Genomic DNA, 23,273 nt, shown 5'->3' on the forward strand with positions numbered 1-23,273 from the left:
CTAATTTGATCAAAATAATTATGAAAGCAATATATTTTCTAATAGCCCTTATACTAGCCGGGCCGGTAAGTCTTGCTCAGGACCCCAATTTTCACGTGTATCTAAGTTTTCGTCAGTCAAATATGGAGGGTCACGCTAAGTTTGAACCTCAGGACACCGTTGGGAATGAAAGATTCCAGGTGCTGCAAAGTGTGGATTGTTCGGAGCTGGGAAGGGAAGCAGGGAATTGGTACACTGCTGTTCCGCCGTTGTCCAGGTGCGATACCGGTTTAACTCCTACCGATTATTTTGGAAGAACTATGGTTCAGAATCTACCGGAAAATGTAAAAGTTGGGTGATTAATGTGGCCGTTGGAGGATGTAAAATTGAATTATTCGATAAAGAAAATCATAAAGAATACGTGGCCAATGCTCCCAATTGGATTCTGCCGGCCATTAATAAATACAATGGGAATCCTTATGGCCATTTAGTAGATCTCGGAAAAAAAGCTCAGGAAAAGGGGGTGATTAAAGGAATCCTTTTACAACTGGGAGAATCTAATACCGGAGATGAGCAGTGGCCCGAAAAAGTGAAGGTTGTTTATGAGAATTTATTGCAAGATCTAAATTTAAATGCTGAAGAAGTCCCGCTTATTGCGGGAGAAATGGTTTCTGGAGAGCAGGGCGGTAAATGCGCCAGTATGAATAAGATTCTAGCAAAACTTCCGCAGAAAATTCCCAACGCTCACATCGTTTCTTTAGAAGGCTGTGAAGCAGTGAATGACGGATTACATTTTTCAGCAGCGGGATATAGGGAATTGGGGGAGCGTTATGCCGAAAAAATCCTTCCGCTTTTGAAGTAATTGATAATAATTTAAACTATTTGTACTATGAAAAAATTCTGTACGCTATTAATTTTTCTCCTAATGTTGGGATTTTCTACATCGGCTCAGGAGATTTCCAAAGAAATGCCCCATGGTTTTGATGAGGAACGCACAGGCATTGCCACCGGGAAAATTGATACAATCAGTTATGCTTCCAAAACGGTTGGGAATACCCGAAAAGCTTTAATTTATACACCTCCGGGTTTTTCAAAAGAAAAAGAATATCCTGTATTATACTTGCTTCACGGCATTGGAGGTGATGAAAAAGAATGGCTTAAAGGAGCTAATCCGCAGGTAAATCTTGATAATCTTTATGCTGAAAACAGGCTTGAACCTATGCTGGTGGTAATGCCTAACGGAAGGGCGATGAAAAACGATCGTGCCGAAGGAAATATCTTTGCACCGGATAAGATTGAAGCCTTTAGCCGCTTTGAAGATGATTTATTAAATGACCTGATTCCTTTTATTGAAAAGAATTATCCGGTGCTGACAGATCGTGAGAATCGAGCTATTGCGGGGCTTTCAATGGGCGGTGGACAGTCCCTGAATTTTGGTCTGGGAAATCTTGATGAATTTGCCTGGGTAGGAGCATTTTCTGCCGCACCCAATACTAAAGAACCTGAAGCACTGCTACCAAACCCTCAGGAAGCCAAAGAAAAGCTCGAATTGCTTTTTATTTCTTGTGGAGATAAGGACGATCTTCTCCACGTTAGTCAGCGTACTCATAATTATCTCTTTCAGGAAGGAGTGCCGCACATTTACTACCTGGAACCCGGTGGGCACGATTTTAAAGTCTGGAAGAACGGGCTCTTTATGTTCAGCCAGTTTTTATTTAAACCGGTAGATGAATCATCCTTTTCGGAATACACAGTTTTAGGAACTCCGGCTTCAACAAATATTCGTTCCGCAGATTATCCGCAGATACTTCCTGACAATCGCGTAAAATTCCGCATAGATGCGCCGAAAGCAGAGAAGGTTCAAATTGATCTTGGGCAAAAATATGATATGGAAAAAGATTCCAGCGGGACCTGGACGGTTACTACAGATTCTATTGGCCAGGGCTTTCATTATTATTCTTTGGTTATTGACGATGTAGCAGTAGCCGATCCAGCCAGCGAAACCTTTTACGGAATAGGTAGAATGGCAAGCGGAATTGAAATTCCATCCCGAGAGGGAGAATTTTATGCTCTAAAAGATGTGCCGCACGGCGATGTAAGGATTAAACGCTATTTTTCAGAAGTAACCAATAGCTGGCGTAGGATGTATGTTTACGCTCCTCCGGGTTATGACGCTTCAAATGAAGATTACCCTGTGCTATATTTATTGCACGGTGGAGGAGAGGATGAACGTGGCTGGTCTACCCAGGGACGTGCCGATTTGATTCTGGATAACCTTATTGCTGAAAACAATGCTGAACCTATGCTGGTGGTAATGATGGATGGAAATTTAGGCTCCCGTGATTCTTTTCAGCAATCTCTTCAAACATTTGAGCAGGAACTGAAGCAGGCGGTGATCCCGTTTGTGGAAAATAATTATCGGATAGCACCGGGAGCTGAGAACCGGGCTTTAGCCGGACTTTCTATGGGTGGCCTTCAAACTTTATACGCCGGTATTCGAAATACCGAACTGTTTTCTCATTTAGGAGTTTTTAGCTCCGGCTGGTTTACCGATAATCCAGAACTTACCAAGCCGGAATATGCTTATATGGAAGAAAATGCGGCTAAAATTAATAACAACCTGAAATCTTTCTGGATATCTATGGGTGGAGAGGAAGATATAGCATACTACAATAATAAAGCGATGATGGCCAAATTTGATGAGATGGGAATAGAGTATGATTATAGTGAATATCCCGGTGGCCATACCTGGCCTGTTTGGCGGCACAACCTGTATTCCTTTGCTCCGCTGTTGTTTAAGTAGAAGGTGGATAAAGAGGTGTCGGAAAAAAGATAGCAGTCTGCCAATTTGCAGAAGACGGCTTCTAAGTTGTCTCGTTTCTTAATGTTGTCAACATTTGGATCAGAAAGAGTAGTCGGAAGCTTAATTTTCGGATGTCTTTTGTCATCGCAAGAGAGGATTCTGGAGAAAATATAGATTTAAATTTATAACCTTAAAACCAATTATTATGTCTTATTCACCAATTAAATTTCTCAAGATTGCCATGTGGACTTTTGTCTTTGTCTTTACAGCACCGGGATGGGCCCAAGATGGCACAATTTATCCAATGGAAACTCCCAAAGAACCTAATGCCATTCCGCTGGGAACCGGGGGTGTGGAAGATCAGCCTGCCCGCGAAACATGGTTTCGCCAGTGGGGTGATCCTATGGCGCTTAATATTACTACTGCAACTCTTACGCCTTTCCTGCCAGATCCTGATAAAGCGACAGGTACCACCGTTATTGTGGCTCCCGGGGGCGGCTTTAGATGGCTTTCTATGGGCAATGAAGGTTGGGAAGTTGCAGAAGCCCTTGCCGAAAAAGGAATCGCTGCCTTCGTATTAAAATACCGGCTTCACCCAACTCCCGAATCTCTCGACGACTTTACTGCCTGGATGAATCGCCCTATGACGCCTCCCGCTGAATCTTCCGGTGACGGGGAACCCGCACGACCTGAGCGTCCGCGATGGAACCTGGACAATCAACTCGAAGATGCCGAAGCGGCCTATGCCATGATCGTTGAACGTGCTGAAGAATGGGGGGTGGATACCACCAATATAGGAATGATAGGTTTCTCGGCCGGGGCGGGTCTTACAATGCATTCTACCTTAAATTCAAAAACCATGGATCTTGCTTTTATTGGGCCTGTTTATGGTGGTTTGAATGAAGTAGAGGTGCCGTCAGACGCTCCTCCGATGTTCAATGTGATCGCAGCAGATGATTTTCTATTTCATGGGGAATTTGGCTTGATCGAGTCCTGGCACAAAGCCGGAATTCCTGTTGAATTTCATCTCTACCAGAACGGAGGGCATGGTTTCGGCCTGGGAAACCCTGACCGTACCAGTAATCGCTGGTTCGATGCATTTATACATTGGCTTGAAGTCAATAAATTTCTCAAAGCAGGAGCTGAGGATTAAAGAGAGGCAAATTGGAAATCAATATCTTTTTAAAGATGTTGCTAACTAAAATGAAAAGCGCAAGCAGTAAGTTACATTTAAAACTTACTGCTTGCGCTTACTAATTATAAGATGTTTTTCAGTTTATGATTAGACTTATATATCTAATCTTTTTTTTATCACCAGATTTTTAAAAGCTGACCCAAAGATTAAATAACTGGTGTTGCCGCCAATCGTACCCTCGTTTTGTCCCCACAGGAATGGCCAGTCGTCATAGTTTTCAAAATGGTCAGGTTTTCTGAACAAAATACCCGGAGCAACATTGCCGGGAATGAATGAAAAGTCTGCTCTGTTATTACCATAGAATACTTCCTTGGGACGTGCTGCACCCACTGTTGCTACTAAGGAATAATTGTGATAGGGATGGTTACCAAATAACCAATCAGTAGCCTTATAAGCGTGGTTGGCATCGATAATATCCGGGAAATGTTCATTGGCAAAGCTAATGGTAGTACCAAAGTTCACTATGAATCCGCTCCCTGCCCAGTTACCGAGGCCAATAGGCACTCCGTATGGATTATCCTCTTCAAGTCCGGCAATATATTCATTGTATTTCACCACATAAGGTCGTAGCCTTTCCTTATAAGATGCTTCCATGTGAGGTATCCCGTGTAATGCAGTCAATATTACAAAACTAACGTTCCGGTCAAGGGCAGGCCACAAAAGCTCCTGAAATTTATCTTTATATTGTTGCTCTTCTGTAGAGATATATAGCTGAAGATTAGTGGAAATATCTGCTACAGATGCCCACTCCCTGCCCGTGCTATCCTGCGGCTGACTCGCAAGTAATTCTGTGGCCTCCTTCAGAAGCCTTTTAGACTGGGTTAATGCTCTTTCTGAAAGGTCATCATTATATCCTTTCAACGCCCGGCTTGCTGCGGCAAACACAGTTGCGGCCCGAAGATCGAGGCTTGGATTGCGGCTGGTAAAAGCCCACATATCATCTTTAACTCCGCTGGATTCACCGTCAGCAGCTATTTCGTAAGGACCAAGCTCGGCATTATATGGAAGTCCGTCTGTTAATGATGCGGCGTCACCAAGGTGATGGTAATTATAAAGTACCGAATTGGAAAGGGTCTGCGCCATGTGTCCAATAATTTCCGCCTGTGCCACAAGGTTCAGGGTGCCATGCTCGATAAATTGTAGGATATCTGGTGTTCCATCGGGGCGATGAAGAACAACATGTCGTGCTTCCTGATCAACAAAAGTCTGGTCGCGTAAGGGTTTGAAAGATTCCCAGGTCTGGACAAAATTCTGCACCACGCTAATATTGGAGTGTGTCTCAATATCAAAATCTCCTGCGTCAAAAAAACCACCTACGTTCAGTCCCGGGATCAATTCAAGGGCTTCATATTCGGTATCTGTTGTTGGCCCCTGCTCATGAAGGTCAAAATGATCGGTATTTGGAGGAGCCTGAAGGTAACCATCTTTAAAAGGTTCCCCGTGCCAAACCCTGTATCCTTCCTTCACGAACATATGGTTCATGTGTATCGGAATCCAAATATCGCTAGTGGCGTCAGTAATTTTATCATAAACGCTTTTGTTTATTATAAAGTTATTTGTTTTAGTATCTCCGTACATGATATAATATATACCCGGAGTGTTAACGGAAGAAAAATTGAATTTCACATAGTGATATTTATAGTAGTCACCCCATGGTTCTATTTTGCCATTAAATACTTCGGTAGTTTTGCCGTCTTCACCTATTTTATGAATAGAAGCTTTCTCAAGCGGTTTAGCTTTTTTGTCTAGTTCAATGACTGAAACTTTTTCCTGGGAAGGAAGGTAGCCCACCTGGGAGAAACCAATATTTGGCTCTCTTACCCAGTTGTTAATGGCGTTTGGTTCTACTGTCCATGTTAAAACTTTACCAGTTTTTCCTGCGGGAAGCAAACTCCGAACTACAAACCAGCCGTTTTGAGCAAGTACACGGCCGTCAAAAAGCATTAGATCGGCATATCGGGAAGTGATCTTTACCATCCTTTCTGGTTCATCGGGAGCAAGAAGCAAAGTGCGTCCTGTTTCAAGAGGCAGCACATCAATGAATTCTCCGGTACCCCTGTCGTCGTAAGTTTCATAACCTTTATACTGCTTGAGCTTTTCAGTGTTAGGTCTTGTAACAGTATTACCAACAACATATCGGGGGAAACGGTTAATACGCTCATCCATTAAATAGGTTTTAGCCCAGTATTGGGAAGGAAGAAATTCCAGATTGAATCCGGCACTTCCTTCAAGTTCTGTAGGAACCGGTTGGTCCAGGTACACCGAAATCTCAACTCCTCTACCTTTAGCAGTAACCACCACTCTCGATTCAAAATCAAAATCATCATACCTGAGAACAGATTCAATGCTATTGGAAGCATTGTTTACCTTCCGCGTAGGTATACTGGGAACAAGATCCCACTGTTCAGGAGTGTTGGAGAGTCTCACAGCTCCGCCTTGAGCTGTTCTTACGCCATGGTGAATGAGTTCAATTCCGGCAGTTTTTTCATCATTAAACCCTCCTGTAAAAAGGTTGTTGTAAACAAGAACATTAAACCCTTGCGTTTCAAAATATTCCTGGTCATTCAGTTTTAGGTCCTGGCTTGAAGCAATGTGACATACCGCTAAAAGCAGCATCAATACTGATAGAAATGTTCGTCTTTTCATGTAATTAAATTAAGAGATTCTTTACTGTGCGGCTTTATAGTACAGCAATCATACTATTGAGTCTTAAATACTTGCAAAATATTAAAATTTAATTAGTATTTATAATGTTTTGTGTTTAAATCACACTTAATATAAAGGGAATTGTCTTTTGGATCTTCATTTCCTCTACGCTTCCAAAAGATTTTAATTCTGAAGACCTTCATGGCGTAGTAAGTAACCCAATATTCAGACTAAAGAGCAAACTCCCGACTTTGTTTTTTCTGCATCAATATCTACTGGAAGATAAAAGAGCATAGAACAGGCCAGAACTGTTTTATGCTCTTTCTAATCAAACTTAATATTGGTTTTCTGCTTCACCAATATGTATTTTGTAAAATTTCCAGGCTTCCCGGGCCACATTCCGGCCTAATTCCAATCCTGCTATGTTATCAGCCTGAATATGATACCCACCCATAACTCTTGAAATTCCTGCCATTTCAGCTGTTTCAGTAAAAGTTGGGAATTTCAAAGTGACTGTCTCCCCTAAATTTTCGGGTTCTGTCATAGCGCCTGCAACTAATTCTACTTCAGAACCAAAGTGATCACTTCCTGTCCATAACTTAAGAGCTTCAGCACAGCCTCCGCTAATAGTGCTGTGTCCTGAAACATAGGAAGGAAAAGGTGGACATAAAAAAGTGTCGGGAGAGTAGGGCCTCCATTCCGGGCCATTTAATTCAATAAATCCCTTATCTGGTCCGCCCCAGGCTTTTATCTTTTTATTTTTGTAATAATGGTGTACTAAAGCATTTGGTCTGGCCGAATCATAAAACATTTTTGAATCCCAGCAAGCTATAAACGCGTCCATTGCCACAACCTGTACATAAAAATACATTTTTACATCCTCATCAAGATTATGATTATCCCGAAGGGAAACCTCCTGAGCAAACTTGAGCCAATGCCCCGCCTGCTGAACAGATTGGGGTCCATCCCGCATAAATTCTACTAATGCTTTATCATGATCTGTTAAGTTTGCCTGCAATTCGATTACCTCTTTGACCTCTTTTTCTAATTGATCTGAACCAATGAGTGGAGGTGGACCGGGACGGAATTGATCGGCGGATTGTAAGGCAATGGGTTTAACTTTATCCCAAAAAGGGGTTAAACAACCTGGAGCAAATTTTCCGTCTGTACCATCTGAAAAATATTTGGGTTGCCACCTGTTTAGATCTATATTTTCATCGGGGGAATTTATCGGCTCATAATTCACATAATTGAAGTAAGCCTCTCCGTTTGACCCGTCTTCTTCTCCATATTGATTTGACCCGTCTCCCTTCCTGGCTTCAATGACTGCCTTTGCCGCCAGGTTTCCAATGCCCTCTGGTGTAGTGGGGTCTAAAGAATTGTTAGTTGGGTCCAGGCCTAATTCCAGCATGAAATTGGTGAAAAGCTCTTCATCTGAATAATAATATTCGCTCAAGGTCCTATATGCGGCGTAACTTATAGCGATTTCCTTATTCTTAAGACTATGCTCAAGGTTCGGTCTCCGTAAAGTTTCAGTTAGATATACAGGAATGGCTTTATCGTGATATCTGGACCAGGCATCAAAAATCGAGGTGAATATCAATCCTAAAAACCGGGAGGTTACCGTTGGTCTTGGATTGAATTTTTCTGTATCATTTGCGGTTGCAATTAAAACCATTTCACTCCACTTGTAAGCCAGATTTTCAGCACCTTTTGGCACCTCCTTTTCAATTGTATTACATACTTTCCCCTGCGTTTGATTCGGTCTGCCACTAAAACATGCCAACAGGGTCAAAAAACATAAAGCTGCCTTTCTCATTGTTCCAAATGATTAATTTTGAGCTATTTTAATTATTTTATTTGTTAAAACCTAAAAAGAGTATTGCTTTTCATCTCGAGGTTAAACTCTTAAAAAAAGATTATCCTTCCTTTTCTTAACGACTTATTGGTGTTACAAAAGATATAGGCTGAAGATCCAACATCTCTGCTTCAGGTTTATTTTCTGTTATTCTGTAGAAGGTGTTCATTTGAAGATCGGTAAAAACTTGGGTTGTGCCACTGCCTGCCCATTTAATTTTAACCTCTTTTACTTCCGAAGCTTTTCCTAGTCCAATTTGTGCCCTCAATGTAGAAGCTCCAAAACTCCCTCCGGAACTTATAGTATGAAAAATTGTGAAGGCCTTACCATCTTCAATCACGGTCACTTCTATTTTACTGCCAATGGCTGCCCTGTTGGCCTTTATCCCTTCCAGCTTTAATGTGATCCAGTGGTTCTCATCCTGATAAGGATTTAAATAAACAGAATTGAAAAAGTTATCCCCTTCATAAGCTCCACCCATGACCACCTGAATATCCTGGTCCCCGTCATTATCAATATCTGAAAAGGAGACTGCATGTCCTTTTTGCACATGACCCAGTCCTCCTGCAGTAGTGACATCCTGAAATTTTTCTCCGGAATCATTCCGGAAAACCCTGTTCGGGATGATTGATTCAAAACTTACTTCTCCTGTACTCAAATAGATGTCAGGGAAACCATCGTTGTCCAGATCCCCATAATTGGCGCCCATAGCATAGCCTATTTTGTTTAGCCCGACTTCAGAAGAGACATCGGTAAAGGAACCTTTATTGTTTTGATAAAGCCGCATGGTTTCTGCTCTGTTGGGTTCTTTGAGGTAGTCGCTAACAATATCGGGTACAATATTGTAAAAGGTACTTCTTCTATACCCGGCTACAAAAATGTCAACCCAGCCATCATTATTGTAATCAAAAGACCAGGTAGGAAAACTAGAAATTTTTTCCTCCAGTCCCCTTTGAGCTCCTTCTTCCCTGAATTGAATTTTCCCCTTACTGGTTTTTCCCTGGTTGATGAATAAAAGATTCCTTGAAGAATGAAGGGTGGAAACGTAAATATCCATCCATCCGTCATTGTTGTAATCCCCGCTGGTTACTCCCTTTACAAAATATGATTCTTCTTCATTACTTACGCTCAATCCTGAGCTGGAAGTTTGATCTGAAAAAGTGCCGTCCCCGTTATTCCTGTAAAATTCTGAAGGGTGAACATTATCCGTACCTGACTCATTTCCAATAAACAGATCGATCCACCCATCATTGTCAAAATCTGCCCAGGTGGCGGTTTGGGTAGGATGAAAAGAAAGAAGTCCTGCTTCTATGGTTACATCGGAAAATGTATTATCTCCGTTGTTCCTAAGGAGGGAATTAGGATGTTTTCCCAATTTTTCCATCCAGGCGCCACGTAAAATTAATACATCTATAAATCCATCATTGTTATAGTCGGTTTGCAACATGTTCAATCCGCCCTGGACTTCTTTTAAACCTGCAGCTGAAGTTTTTTCAATAAAACCTCCTTTACCATCATTGATGAAAAAATTAATTTTTCCCGACGGGAACCAGCTGGAAACAAGTACATCCAGCAGGTTATCATTATTAAAGTCATCTACAATACTTCCTCCCGATAGATCATTTACATTTAATCCAAGTTTTGGTGCGATGTCCTCAAATTTCATCAAGGGATATTCAGATTCGAAAACACTTTCGGGGATCAGCCATTTTTCGGGTACCCCATCAGGATATTCTCCCAGGGTCATATAGGCAATATTTAGAAGCCAGCGACTGTTGTAATCCCGGGAATTCTGACTTAGAAAGTGCTCATAGAGTTCAATGGCCTTTTTAGATCCTTCGGGAGCCTGATGATAACCTTCGGGATCGATTGGCACGATACAGGATGCGGAAGCATTATGATGATGAATGCAATTTTGTTGTTCTCCCAGCCGCATGTAAGCAACGGCCAGTAAAGGACCAATTTTCTCTTCTTCATTTGCATCTAACTGATATCGGAGTGCACTTTTTTTACTTGCGGCCCATAATCTCTCCAGAATTTCAATGGCCTCTTTGGTTCTTCCGGCATAAAGCAAGGCATCTGCTTTTTGAAGATTATATCTTTCTTTCTGATTTTCCGGAGCTATTTTGGATAGACTGTCAAAATACACTATTCGTATGGCAGACGCGTAAATGTTCTCGGGGATATAAAATTGCTCTTGGGAGGTCTCCTCAATAATTTCTGGCATTGTCTGCTTTTCGTCACAGGAGAGAAGAAACAAAAATGAAAAGTAAAAAAGACCTTTTACGAACTTCATGATTTTATGCATATGATTATCTTGATGATTTTTCCTGTAAAACAGTATAAAACAAAACCTTAAACGTGACTGGTTTTGACAAATATATAATAGAAATCGGGACCGCAGGAATAATTTCAACAACGTGAAGGAGTTGTTAAAGGGTTCTTCCTTTCAATTTAAAAATTTTTATTTTTTTAGGTAAGTGTAATAAAAACACTGAAGATGCCCAGAATCTAAGATAAACCAGGGGTTATCAAATATAAAACTGCTCTTTTTCAGGTTTTTCTGCCAGTACTAAGGGCCAAAATACTTTCGAATGAATGCAAATGGAATCTTTAATTTTCTATATTTATCACCTTAAGAACAGGATGTCCATGCCTTGTGTCTTAATTTAATTTTAATAAAATTTTATTAAAAAATAGCTGGAATGAAGAATTTTTCGAGAATAATACTGATTGCATATTTAATGCTACTGGTTGGTTGTAAAAAAGAGAAGGATATGGTGACAGCTGATTCTTCTGAAACTAAAATTTTTCAGAAAATTTTTTCAGAAAGTTCCGCAATCGATTTCAGTAATAATTTGACTGAAACAGATTCATTGAATTATTTTAACTATTCCTACATCTATATGGGTGGCGGTGTTGCAGCCGGAGATATTAATAATGACGGTTTACAGGATATTTATTTTACAGGGAACCAGGTGCCAAATAAATTGTATTTAAATAAAGGCAACCTTGAATTTGAAGATATAACTGAAACTGCAGGGGTGGCGGGAGACCAAAGTTGGTATACCGGAGTTACCATGGCAGATGTGAATGGGGATGGATATCTGGATATTTATCTTTCTGTAGGTGGGAAATATGAACCTAAAAACAATCAGCTTTTTATCAACAACGGGGACGGAACTTTTGATGAAAAGGCGGAGGAATATGGATTGGATGATCCCGGAAATAGTGTACAGACTACCTTTTTTGATTATGATAAGGATGGCGACCTTGATGCTTATATTGCAAATTATCCTCCTACCCGTTTTGATTCTCCTAATTTTATATATGAATATAAAATGAAGAATGTAAGCGACCTGGAATCAGATCACTTGTTGCGAAATGATGACGGCAAATTTACAGATGTTAGCGAAGAAGCGGGAGTTCGAAGCTACGGGCTTACATTGTCTGCGACAGTGGCCGATTTAAACAATGACAGCTGGCCCGATATATATGTATCCAACGATTTTAGTTCTCCCGATTTCTTGTACATGAACAACGGAGATGGTTCTTTTAGAGAAGTTGTTAAGGAAGCCACGTCGCATACCTCTTTCTTTGGAATGGGTGTAGATATTGCCGATTATAACAATGATGGATACCTGGATATATATCAGGTAGATATGTCTGCCAAAGATAACCGAAGGAAAAAAGCAAATATGGCAAGCATGAATCCAGATTTATTCTGGAGTACTGTTGAATCCGGTTTTCATTACCAGTATATGCAAAATGTCCTTCAGACGAACACCGGTGTTTTTGAAGATGAAAATCCGTTTTTTGCCGATTTATCTCGAATCACAGGATCTGCTTCTACAGACTGGAGTTGGGGTCCATTATTTGCTGACTTTAATAATGACGGCCACAAAGATCTGTTCGTGAGTAATGGAACAAGACGAGAGATCAATAACAACGATTACTTCAATAAACTGAAGGATACAAGGGTCGTGGAAGATCAATTGGAAAAAAGCCTGAACATTCCTTCTGAAAAAATAGATAATTTCATGTTTCAGAACAATGGGGATCTTTCATTTGAAATAGCAAATAAAAAATGGGGAATTGAATATGAAGGATGGTCCAACGGAGTGGTGTATGCAGATTTAGATAATGACGGGGATTTGGAAATTATCATTAATAATATAGATGATAAGGCTTCTTTTTTCAAGAATACAAGTTCAGACCATAATAATTTTGTTCAGATTGCATTTGAAGGTAATGAGAAGAACGCGTTTGGCTTGGGAACACGGGCTTATGTAAAAGCCAATGGAATGGAACAAATGCAGGAGCTTACCCTCACGAGAGGCTTCCAGTCTTCTGTGGCACCTCAATTGCACTTTGGTCTTGCAAAAGCCGATGTCATTGAAGAAATTAAAATAGTATGGCCAGATGGAAAGGTTGAGATCGTGAAAGACGTTGAAGCCAACCAACAACTTACTTTCCGCCATACAAATGCATCAGTAACAGAAGATCCGGAAGAGGAAATTACAAAGCCAGATCTTCTTTTTGCTACTATAAAAGATACTGCTTCTTTTCCGCAGTACCGGCATGTAGAAAACAAGTTCAATGATTTTAAGGAGGAAATTCTTTTACCTCATCGTACTTCTACTTTTGGACCGGGTGCTGCAGTTGGTGACTTAAATGGTGATGGTAAAGAAGATTTCTTCATAGGAGCGGCTTCTACTTATGAAGCAGGTTTGTATTTTCAGACTGAAACTGGTTTTGAGAAACAAAGCAGTCCGGCCTTTCAGCAGGATAAAAAGTATGAAGATTTGGGTGCTTTGATTTTTGATGCCAATGAAGATGGACACAATGACATTTATGTAGTTAGTGGTGGAAATGAGTTTGAGCCAGATTCAGAATTTCTGCAGGACCGGCTGTACATCAATGATGGTAAGGGTAACTTTCAAAGGGATGAATCTGCCTTACCTGATATGCGCACCAGTGGATCACGGGTTTACCAGGCCGATTTTGATAAAGATGGCAAACAAGATCTTTTAGTGCTTGGACGCCTGGTTCCGGGGTATTATCCTTTGCCTGCAAAATCTTACATCCTGAAGAACGTGGGTGAGAAAGGAAAAGCTAAATATCGTGATATTACTAAAAACATAGCTCCGGAATTTCAATCCCTTGGGATGGCAACGAGTGCCGAAATTGTGGATATTGATGAAGATGGATGGAAAGATATAGTTGTAGTAGGGGAATGGATGCCGATCCGGGTCTTTAAAAATTCCGAAATGGGCTTCACCGAAATTTCAGAAGAACTTGGACTGGCAGATACTGCGGGCTGGTGGTGGAGTATAAAAGCAGGTGACTTCGATAATGATGGAGATATGGACTTCCTGGTAGGGAATCTTGGCCGAAATTATAAATATACGGCCAATGAAGACGAAACTTTTGATATTTACTTTAATGACTTCGATGAGAATCAAAAACAGGATATCGTATTAAGTTATTATAATGATGGAGAAAAGTTTCCTCTACGGGGACGGGAGTGTTCTTCGCAGCAAATGCCCGGTATAAAAAATAAATTTCCCGATTACCAGTCTTTTTCAACTGCTACCCTGGAAGATGTTTACACTGAAAAAGAACTGGAAAATTCTCTTCATTACCAGGTGAAGTCCTTTGCCAGTGTGTATCTTGAAAATAAAGGCGGAAAATTTGTGCGACATGAGCTTCCCTCAGGTGCTCAAATTTCTTCGATTAATCAAATCCTTGTAGATGATTATGACAAAGATGGGAAACTCGATGCATTGATCGCAGGGAATCTATTCTGGTCAGAAGTGGAGACTACCAGGAATGATGCAGGTTACGGAATGTTTTTAAAAGGAGATGGCAAAGGTAATTTTCAGGAAACCAGCCCTGTAAATACAGGTTTCTTTGTTCCGGGTGATGTCAAAGATATGTTATCCTTAAAATTCCGCAACAAAGAAATATTTGTTGCGGTAAAAAATGATGATTTATTGCAATTTGTTGAGGTGAAACCTGAGGTTTTACCGGATGTTCAATAACGGGTGGCTTCATGGAGGAATATGGAAATAAAAAGCTTATAATGTTATGGCTTTGTTAAATTTTTATCGAAACCGATTGCGTATTGGAAATGTTTTTCATACATTTATCGCTAACTAACTTACAACCAATCAATATGAGAAAAAATCATTTAAAAAGTAGTCTGTTTTTTATATGCTTTTTGTGCTTTGGATTTATGTCTGCACAGGAAACCATAACCGGAACAGTTACTGATGCAACTGGACCGCTGCCCGGAGTGAATGTAGTACTGGAGGGAACAAGTACAGGTACTGTAACAGATTTCGATGGAAATTATGTTCTGGAATTAGGGGAAGAACCGGGACCCGATGCCACCCTTGTGTTTAGCTATATTGGTTTTGAGACACAGGAGATACAGGTCAATGGCCGATCTGTTATTGATGTTAACATGGTTTCTGATGCAGAGGCTTTAGACGATGTAATTATTGTAGGTTATGGTACTCAGTCAAGAGCTGAGGTTACCGGGGCTATCTCGAGTATAGATAGTGAAGAGATCAATAGTCTTCCGGTAGCCACGGCAGAGCAGGCTTTACAAGGGAGAGCTTCAGGTGTAACTGTAATTAATTCAGGTGCTCCGGGAAATTCACCCGCAGTGAGGATTAGAGGACTGGCTTCACCTAACAACAATGATCCTTTATACGTTATTGATGGGGTAATAGCCGGTGGTTTAGGGAGTCTTAATCCAAATGATATTGAAAATATCCAGGTATTAAAAGATGCTTCTACCACTGCAGTTTATGGTTCAAGAGGGGCGAATGGGGTTGTGCTTGTTACCACTAAATCAGGAAAAGCTACCCAGGGCGCACAATTAAGCCTGGACGCCTATTCCGGAGTAAATTTCAACAGCAACCGTTATGATGTATTAAATAGGGAACAATATATACAATATGCAAGAGAAATTGCAGATCCTATCCCACCTCGAATTACAGATCCTCAATATGCCGATTTCATAGCTAATGAAACCGACTGGCAGGATGAAATTTTCAGGACAGGATTTTTAAGAAGTATAAACCTCGGGCTTTCCGGAGGTAATGAAACCAGTAATTACAGATTTTCTGGTGGTTATTTGAATCAGGAGGGCGCCATGATTGATACTGAATTCGAAAGGTTTAACTTTAGATCAAACAGTAATTTTAACTTTGGAAAACTTCGTTTAGGACAGACATTAAATGTGTCTTTTACTACACAAAATCCTGAAAGGGAATCTGGTGGTAGATCAATATTGGAACACGCTATAAAATCAGCTCCTTATTTGCCGGTATATAACTCTGAAAACCGTGGAGGTTTCCAAGGTCCCAACTCTACCCTTGATGGTCAGGATGCGGAAAATCCTGTACGGGTGCAAACATTGGGTAACTCTGTAAATAAAGGTCTCACTATTTTAGGAAGTATTTTTGCCGAATATGAAATAATTGATGGTCTTGTTTATAGAAGTCAGGCAGGTTTGGATTATTATAAGTTTAATAATGATCTTTTTATTCCTTCTTACAATGATGACAGCAATGGAGCTACTCATCAATTTAATTTTGCTCAGATCACTAAAAACAGTGGTACCAATCAATCTCTTACGCTTACGAATAGCTTAACCTATAAATTTGATGTCGCAGATTTGCACAATTTTGAAATTCTTGCTTTAGCGGAAGATCAAAGGGTGGATAATGAAAGCCTTAATGCAAGTAGCCAGAATCCTATTACTGATGATGTGGAAGAATTATCTTTAAATCAGGCTGGGTTGACTTCAGCGTCTTCAGAATATAGAAGAGTTGGATTTTTAGGAAGATTGAATTATAATTTTGATCAAAAATATCTTCTTGCCGGATCTTTCCGTAGAGATGCTTCTTCCCGTTTTGGATCCAATTACCGTTGGGGTAATTTCTGGTCTGTGGCAGCAGGATGGAATGTTGCCAAGGAAAGCTTTATGGAAGATACAGAAATAAATAACCTGAAAATTAGAGGAAGTTGGGGTACTACCGGTAATGATATGATTGGTAATTATCGTTATTCTTCAACATTGGTGACCAGTTTCATCTATCCTATTGGAGGTTCAGCAGTTGAGGGTACTACCGCGGAAGGCCTTGGTAATCCAAACCTAAAATGGGAAGAAGTAACTATGAAGAATATAGGGGTGGATCTTGGAGTATGGAACAATACATTCACATTATCTCTTGAATATTATAGTAACCGTAGTGACGATCTTCTTTATGAATTACCATTACCACTTAGTTTAGGTTATAATGTTCCTACAATAGCTTCTAATGTTGGATCTGTAAAAACAAATGGTTTTGAAGCTGATCTTGGATATAATGATTATGAAGGTGAATTTACGTGGTCTGCTAATTTGAACATTGGAACCAGTAAAAATGAAGTTCTTTCAATTGGAAGCCTCTCTCAGGTGCCAGGAGGATTTTTTGAGAACGAGTATCTTACGAGAATTGCACCGGGAGAGCCGTTATTTCACTTTTACGGTTTAAAGACTGATGGTATTTTTCAAAATCAGGCAGAAGTGGATGCCGTATACACAGCGAATCCAGATCAAGAGGTTGTACAGCCAGGAGATATCCGTTTTGTGGACCTGAACGGGGATGGTACCATAAATGCTGCAGATAAGACAGTAATAGGTAATCCATATCCAACAGTAACTATGGGACTTAACTTAAGCGCCCAGTATAAGAATTTTGATGCTTCAATATTTATTCAGGGTGCATACGGACATGATATTTACAACACCAATATTTATGACCTTGAAGGTATGGGAAGGTTGTTTAACAGTGGTGTAGCTGTAATGGACCGATGGACGGGAGAAGGAACTTCAAACTCCATCCCAAGAGCTTTGGGAGCTCCTCAAAACCTTAATGCGTCAGACAGATTTGTAGAAGATGGTTCTTATACAAGATTAAAGAACTTGAATATTGGCTATACCTTCGATGAAAATGTTTTTGGGAATTCACTAGCCAATCTAAGAATTTACTTAAGCGGGCAAAATTTAATCACCGTGACAGATTATTCTGGTCTTGATCCTGAAATAGGGGTTGATAACGTGTTGCAACAGGGAGTTGGAGCTGTTGGTATAGATAGAGGATTATATCCTCAGCCAACTTCAATTACATTCGGTGTACAATTAGGATTTTAAAAAAAGATAATTATGAAAAAAATAAAAATACTATTAATGATCTTCGTCACATTATTCGCTGTAAACGGATGTGATGAAGAAGATTTTGAACTTACCAATCCCAGTGGTCTTTCTCCTGAAACCTACTTTAGGACAGAAGCCCAGGTGCAGTCAGCTGTAAATGCTGTATACGCTAATTTGCAGACCATAGGGTTGTATACCAGAACTTATTTCTTTGCGATGGATCTTATGTCCCGTGAAGCTCTGGGAAATCCTCAATTGGAAGCAGATAAAAGAGTTTATCTTGAATGGTCATTTGATGCAAGCCATCCTCCAATTAGCTGGTATTGGGATGCCTGTTACAGAGGGGTCAACAAAGCCAATTTTGTAATTAACAATGAAGAAAGGATCAGGGAAATTCCTTCATCACTTTTAACAGATGAAAAGAAGGATAAGTTCATTGGAGAGGCAAAATACTTAAGGGCTCTTTATTATTTTATGCTGGTTACGCGTTTTGGTGACGTGCCGCTTATTACAACAATTCCTGAGAGTGGCGAAGGCTTTCCTCGTACTTCTGAGGCAGAGGTTTATAACCAGATTATAGCAGATCTTAATGATGCTTCCCAGTTTTTGCTGGATAAAGAAGCTACCGAAAATGGTAGAGCAACCAAAGGTGCTGCTTATGCCCTTTTAGGAAAGACTCATTTATACAGAGAACAATATCAGGAAGCTTTAAATGCTTTTGAAAGTATCTATGGTCAATATTCTCTGGAAGAAGATTATTTTGCCAATTTCAGGGAAGAGGACGAATTTGGACCGGAATCTATCTTTGAAGTTCAGTTTGATGATGACATGGGTAATTCTGCTGTTTGGAATTCCAATGCAGCCGGTGAAGATGCTAATGAAGTTACCTTCCGTGGGCAGGAGTATGGTTTTAACGACTGGTTCAACGCCTATCCTTCAGATGATCTTCTGGATGAATATGAAGAAGGGGATATAAGATACGACGAAACCTTCTATTTCCCGGGAGACACATTCGCAGGTGGTGTTATAGAGGAACTTCCTCTTGAAAGGACAGCAGCATGGAGAAAATATCAGAATTATTACAAAGATGCTAATGAAGATCAGGCTTCTGGTATCAACTTCAAAGTCATCCGTTATGCAGATGTGCTTTTAATGATGGCTGAAGCGGAAAACGCATTAGGCAATCAGTCAGAAGCTATAGGATACATTAATGAGGTGAGAGAAAGAGCTGGATTAGATCCTCTATCAACAAATCTTAGCCAGGATGAGGTTTTTGATGCTATTGTTCATGAAAGAATGGTGGAATTAGCCGGAGAACAAGTACGTTTCCCCGACCTCGTAAGATGGGGACTTGCTGCAGATTATCTTGGTGAATACGGCTTTCAGGCAGGAAAGAATGAAATATGGCCTATTCCTAATGATGAAATTGTGGCAAATGATGGAATCAGTCAGGAAGATCAGAATCCGGGATACTAATAAAACATCTTGATAAATAAAATAAAAGCCCTTTCAGCAAATCGAAAGGGCTTTTATTTTATCAATTTATCTGCCTTAGTCAATCCGTAATGGTGTATTTGACAATATTTAGGATAGTGAATATGGAATAATTAAAATGTACCATAATTCATATTCAAACCGCATAACTAATTCATTGAAAAACCTTTTATATTTATTCCATCTAATTTGTTTTAATAATCATGGATTTCAGAAGAGATTTAAAAAATCAATTTACAATCAGCTTTTTCATCCTTCTTTCGTGCTTTTTCATCGGATGTAAAGAAGAATCTGAGGAGGAGGTGGTTAAAGAAAATCGTCTTGCTGAAGCCAGTAGTCCATATTTAAGAGGACACGCAGATAATCCTGTTGACTGGTACGAATGGGGACCGGAAGCTATGGAGAAAGCCAAAACAGAAGACAAACCGATTATTATAAGTGTTGGCTATGCATCCTGCCACTGGTGTCATGTGATGGAGAGAGAAAGTTTTATGGATTCCAGCGTGGCTGCAGTCATGAACCGTGAATTTGTATCAATTAAGATTGATCGTGAGGAACGTCCCGATATTGATAAGATTTATATGAATGCTGCCCAGCTTTTAACCGGGAGTGGCGGCTGGCCATTAAATGCTGTAGCACTTCCTAATGGAAAACCATTCTTCGCAGGCACTTATTTTCCTCCTGAAGAATGGAAGAATATTTTAAACCAAATTGCTAAAGCATATAAAGAAGATAGGGAGTCTTTAATTGAAACTGCAAACGCTTTAACCGAAGGAATTAAAAGCACCAACAGTTTAGGTGATCTTAGTACGCAAAAAGAAGAATTTTCTAAGGCTGAATATATTACAGTTATGGATGCGTGGGAGCCGAAGTTTGACAGGGAAAAAGGAGGATACCTGGGAGAACAGAAATTTCCGTTACCTGTGAGTTGGGAGGCTCTTTTGCAGCATTATTATCTTACCGAAGATGTTGAGGTACTGGAAATGGTGAAAACTACTCTCAACAATATGGCGCGGGGAGGAATTTATGATCAGCTAGGCGGGGGATTTTCCCGATACACCACAGATCCCGAATGGCTGGTTCCGCACTTTGAAAAAATGCTTTATGACAACGCGCAGTTAATCAGTTTATATTCCAAAGCTTATAAAGTCGTACCGTCACAAGAATATAAAGCAGTTATAGAGGAAAGTCTGAAATTTGTAGAAGGGGAATTGTCCAATAATGAAGGCGGCTTTTATTCGTCGTTAAATGCAGACACAGAAGAGGAAGAGGGAAAATACTATGTCTGGACTCTTGAAGAGCTACGTACTATTCTAAATGCATCAGAACTGGAGCTGGTGACCAGGTATTATAACATTGAACCCTACGGCAACTGGGAAAAAGGAAAAAACATTTTTTTCCGGAAGTCTTCTCCTGAAGAATTTTCGAATGCTGAAGGTATGTCTAATACCGAGTTGAAAGTTTCCCTGGAAGATATTCGGGAAAAGCTTCTGAAAGTAAGACAAAAGAGAATAAAACCTACTGTTGATGATAAATCCCTTACCTCCTGGAATGCCTTAATGATCGATGCTTATCTTGATGCTTATTTAGCTCTCGGAAACCCTGAATTTCTTGAAAGTGCCGTAAAAGGCGCTGACTTTTTAAATGAGAAGATGATAAATCCTGATAATAGCGTATGGAGAACCTATAAAGATGGGGAGAGCAGGATCAATGGATTTCTGGATGATTACGCTTTGCTAAGCCGGGCATACCTTAATCTTTACCAGGTAACTTTTGACATAAACTGGCTGCGAAAAGCAGAAAGTATCACAAGATATGCTATTGAAAATTTCTGGGATGAGGAAAGTGGAATGTTTTACTATACTTCTGGAGACCACAATCACCTTGTGGCTAGAAAAATGGAGTTGGATGATAATGTGATTCCATCCTCCAATTCGGTCATGGCAAAAAACCTTTTTACCCTGGGCACTTTGTTGGAAAAAGAAGAATATTTAGCAATGAGTGAGGATATGCTTGGGCAGATGTACGGGAAAGCAACGCAGGAACCATCTTTTTATGCAAATTGGATAAAATTGATAGGCACAAAAGCCTTTGGAGCTTATGAAATAGCTATTGTAGGAAATGACGCCCTACAGAAAAATTTTCATGTTCAGAAAGAATATTTGCCAACGTCGATTTTTATGGGAGGAGAGAAAGAAAACTTACCGCTCCTCAAAAGCAAACTTGTAGTTGGAGAGACGCTAATCTACGTATGTCAGAATAAAACTTGTAAATATCCGGTTTCTTTACCAGAAGAAGCTATTAATATAATTGAAAACTACCGCACTGGCAGAGAGGAAACTTTCAACATCTGGAACTAATCCTCCTTTGTAATTTCAGAATAAAAAATAGTGAGGTTACGAGGTGGGGTACAGATTAATTATGGGAATGCAAAAACTTTAATTACATTTGGAAATGTGCAAATTACACCTATACCATTTTTTAGGTTTCGGTATCTATAATGTTGTGTGGTTTACTTAAATAAATTGATTCATTATGAAAACAAAATTTCTTCCTTTACTTGTTCTGGCGCTATCATTTAATTCATGGATTGGCCATACACAAACTGAAATTAAACTGCAGCCTTCAGACGATGCTCCAAAAATCAGTAAACATATATATGGTCATTTTGCTGAACATCTTGGGAGATCCATTTACGACGGATTTTATGTGGGAGATACCAGTGCCATTCCCAATAAAGATGGAGTGAGAACAGATATTATTGAGGCTTTAAAAGAAATTCAAATCCCAAATTTGCGATGGCCCGGAGGTTGTTTTGCAGATACTTACCAGTGGAAGAATGGAATAGGCCCACAAGAAGAAAGACCGACAATGGTAAATGCCTGGTGGGGAGGAGTAACCGAAGATAACAGCTTTGGAACTCACAATTTTTTAAACCTCTGTGAAGAACTGGGAGCTGAGCCTTTTATCTCTGCAAATGTTGGTAGTGGAACAGTTCAGGATTTTATGGACTGGATCCAATATACTAATCACCCAAAGGGAAGTCCCATGGCTAAACTTAGGAAAGAAAACGGAAGAGAAGAGCCATGGAATGTGAAATACTGGGGAATTGGAAATGAAATGTGGGGCTGTGGAGGTAATATGACAGTCGAGTATTATACCAACATTTACAAGCAATATGCAACTTTTATGGGTAGTGGTGGAAACGAAGATGATCTTTATAGGATTGCTGCCGGAGCTACTGGAGATGACTATCATTGGACCGAAGTTCTTATGCGTGATGTTCCAAAATCTCTTATTGAAGCTGTAGGACTTCATCATTACGCTGTAATAGACTGGGAAGAGAAAGGACCTTCCACAGATTATACTGAAGAGATCTATTTTAAGAGTATGAAAGAAGCTCTTAAAATGGATGAGTTCGTCAAAAAGCACATTGAGGTCATGGAAAAACATGATCCTGAGAATGAAATTGACCTTGTTGTAGACGAGTGGGGTGGATGGTATGAAGTAGAAGAAGGTACCAATCCGGGATTCCTTTATCAGCAGAACACCATGAGAGATGCTATGATCGCGGGGGCAACCTTAAATATTTTCAATAATCATAGTGATAGGGTGAAGATGGCAAATATTGCACAAACCGTGAATGTTTTGCAGGCAGTTGTACTTACTGAAGGCGAAAAAATGATCCTTACCCCAACCTATCACGTGTTCAAGATGTACACCGGACACCACGACGCTCAGTTACTACCGGTTGATTTTGATTCTCCTGAATATTCCTATGAAGGAGAATCTTTACCTGCAATTTCTGTTTCGGCTTCTAAAAATGAGGCTGGAAATACTCACATTTCCATGGTAAATTTAGATGCAAACAACGAACATAAAGTTGAAATCAATCTCGAAGGACTTGATATAAAGAATATGGTGGGACAAATCCTGAGATCAGAAAAGATTCAGGACCACAATACCTTTGATGAGCCGGAGAAAATTAACATAGCTGAATATAAAGATTTTAAGCTGAGAAAAGACAAGCTGGAAGTTAACCTGCCACCGTTCTCGGTTATAGTGCTATCGTCCAAATAATCAG

General features: G+C 40.0%; 12 protein-coding genes. 9 read left to right on the top strand and 3 right to left on the bottom strand.

Features of this window, described 5'->3' with window-relative positions; all coding sequences use genetic code 11:
• Positions 1 to 20 precede the first annotated feature (20 nt).
• The 4 genes from IE056_RS18370 (at position 21) to IE056_RS01895 (ending at position 3,935) form a co-directional block, all read left to right on the top strand.
• Entirely contained in the window at positions 21 to 338 is a 318-nt protein-coding gene (locus tag IE056_RS18370; RefSeq protein WP_229793621.1) for a sialate O-acetylesterase family protein, read from the top strand.
• A complete protein-coding gene (locus IE056_RS18375; RefSeq protein ID WP_229793622.1) occupies positions 335 to 841 on the top strand; it encodes a sialate O-acetylesterase in 507 nt (168 codons plus the stop codon). The genes IE056_RS18370 and IE056_RS18375 overlap by 4 nt, the downstream gene beginning before the upstream one ends.
• A gap of 27 nt (positions 842 to 868) precedes the next feature.
• On the top strand, positions 869 to 2,782 hold the full coding sequence (locus tag IE056_RS01890; protein WP_189602921.1) for an alpha/beta hydrolase-fold protein: 1,914 nt from the start codon (positions 869 to 871) through the stop codon (positions 2,780 to 2,782).
• Positions 2,783 to 2,987: 205 nt separating this feature from the next.
• A complete protein-coding gene (locus IE056_RS01895) occupies positions 2,988 to 3,935 on the top strand; it encodes an alpha/beta hydrolase (protein ID WP_189602922.1) in 948 nt (315 codons plus the stop codon).
• Between the two features lie 135 nt (positions 3,936 to 4,070).
• Here IE056_RS01895 and IE056_RS01900 read toward each other — a convergent pair whose 3' ends face one another.
• From IE056_RS01900 to IE056_RS01910, 3 genes are all read right to left on the bottom strand, one after another.
• Positions 4,071 to 6,623, bottom strand: coding sequence for a glycoside hydrolase family 9 protein (locus tag IE056_RS01900; protein WP_189602923.1), 2,553 nt, complete (start codon positions 6,621 to 6,623; stop codon positions 4,071 to 4,073).
• Between the two features lie 334 nt (positions 6,624 to 6,957).
• Positions 6,958 to 8,442, bottom strand: coding sequence for a vanadium-dependent haloperoxidase (locus tag IE056_RS01905; protein ID WP_189602924.1), 1,485 nt, complete (start codon positions 8,440 to 8,442; stop codon positions 6,958 to 6,960).
• 115 nt (positions 8,443 to 8,557) lie between these two features.
• Positions 8,558 to 10,708, bottom strand: a complete 2,151-nt coding sequence (locus IE056_RS01910; RefSeq protein ID WP_189602925.1) for an FG-GAP-like repeat-containing protein — start codon at positions 10,706 to 10,708, stop codon at positions 8,558 to 8,560.
• Between the two features lie 478 nt (positions 10,709 to 11,186).
• On the opposite strand from IE056_RS01910, the gene IE056_RS01915 reads away from it, so the two are divergent.
• The 5 genes from IE056_RS01915 (at position 11,187) to IE056_RS01935 (ending at position 23,269) form a co-directional block, all read left to right on the top strand.
• A complete protein-coding gene (locus tag IE056_RS01915) occupies positions 11,187 to 14,525 on the top strand; it encodes a CRTAC1 family protein (protein ID WP_229793623.1) in 3,339 nt (1,112 codons plus the stop codon).
• A 134-nt stretch (positions 14,526 to 14,659) separates the two neighbouring features.
• Positions 14,660 to 17,692, top strand: a complete 3,033-nt coding sequence (locus tag IE056_RS01920; RefSeq protein WP_189602926.1) for a SusC/RagA family TonB-linked outer membrane protein — start codon at positions 14,660 to 14,662, stop codon at positions 17,690 to 17,692.
• Between the two features lie 12 nt (positions 17,693 to 17,704).
• Positions 17,705 to 19,171, top strand: coding sequence for a RagB/SusD family nutrient uptake outer membrane protein (locus IE056_RS01925; protein ID WP_189602927.1), 1,467 nt, complete (start codon positions 17,705 to 17,707; stop codon positions 19,169 to 19,171).
• Positions 19,172 to 19,392: 221 nt separating this feature from the next.
• Positions 19,393 to 21,549 (top strand): thioredoxin domain-containing protein, encoded by a 2,157-nt coding sequence (locus tag IE056_RS01930; protein WP_189602928.1) that lies wholly within the window; start codon positions 19,393 to 19,395, stop codon positions 21,547 to 21,549.
• Between the two features lie 175 nt (positions 21,550 to 21,724).
• On the top strand, positions 21,725 to 23,269 hold the full coding sequence (locus IE056_RS01935; RefSeq protein ID WP_189602929.1) for an alpha-N-arabinofuranosidase: 1,545 nt from the start codon (positions 21,725 to 21,727) through the stop codon (positions 23,267 to 23,269).
• Positions 23,270 to 23,273 lie beyond the last annotated feature (4 nt).

This window comes from Salinimicrobium marinum (assembly GCF_014651535.1).
GTDB lineage: Bacteria > Bacteroidota > Bacteroidia > Flavobacteriales > Flavobacteriaceae > Salinimicrobium > Salinimicrobium marinum.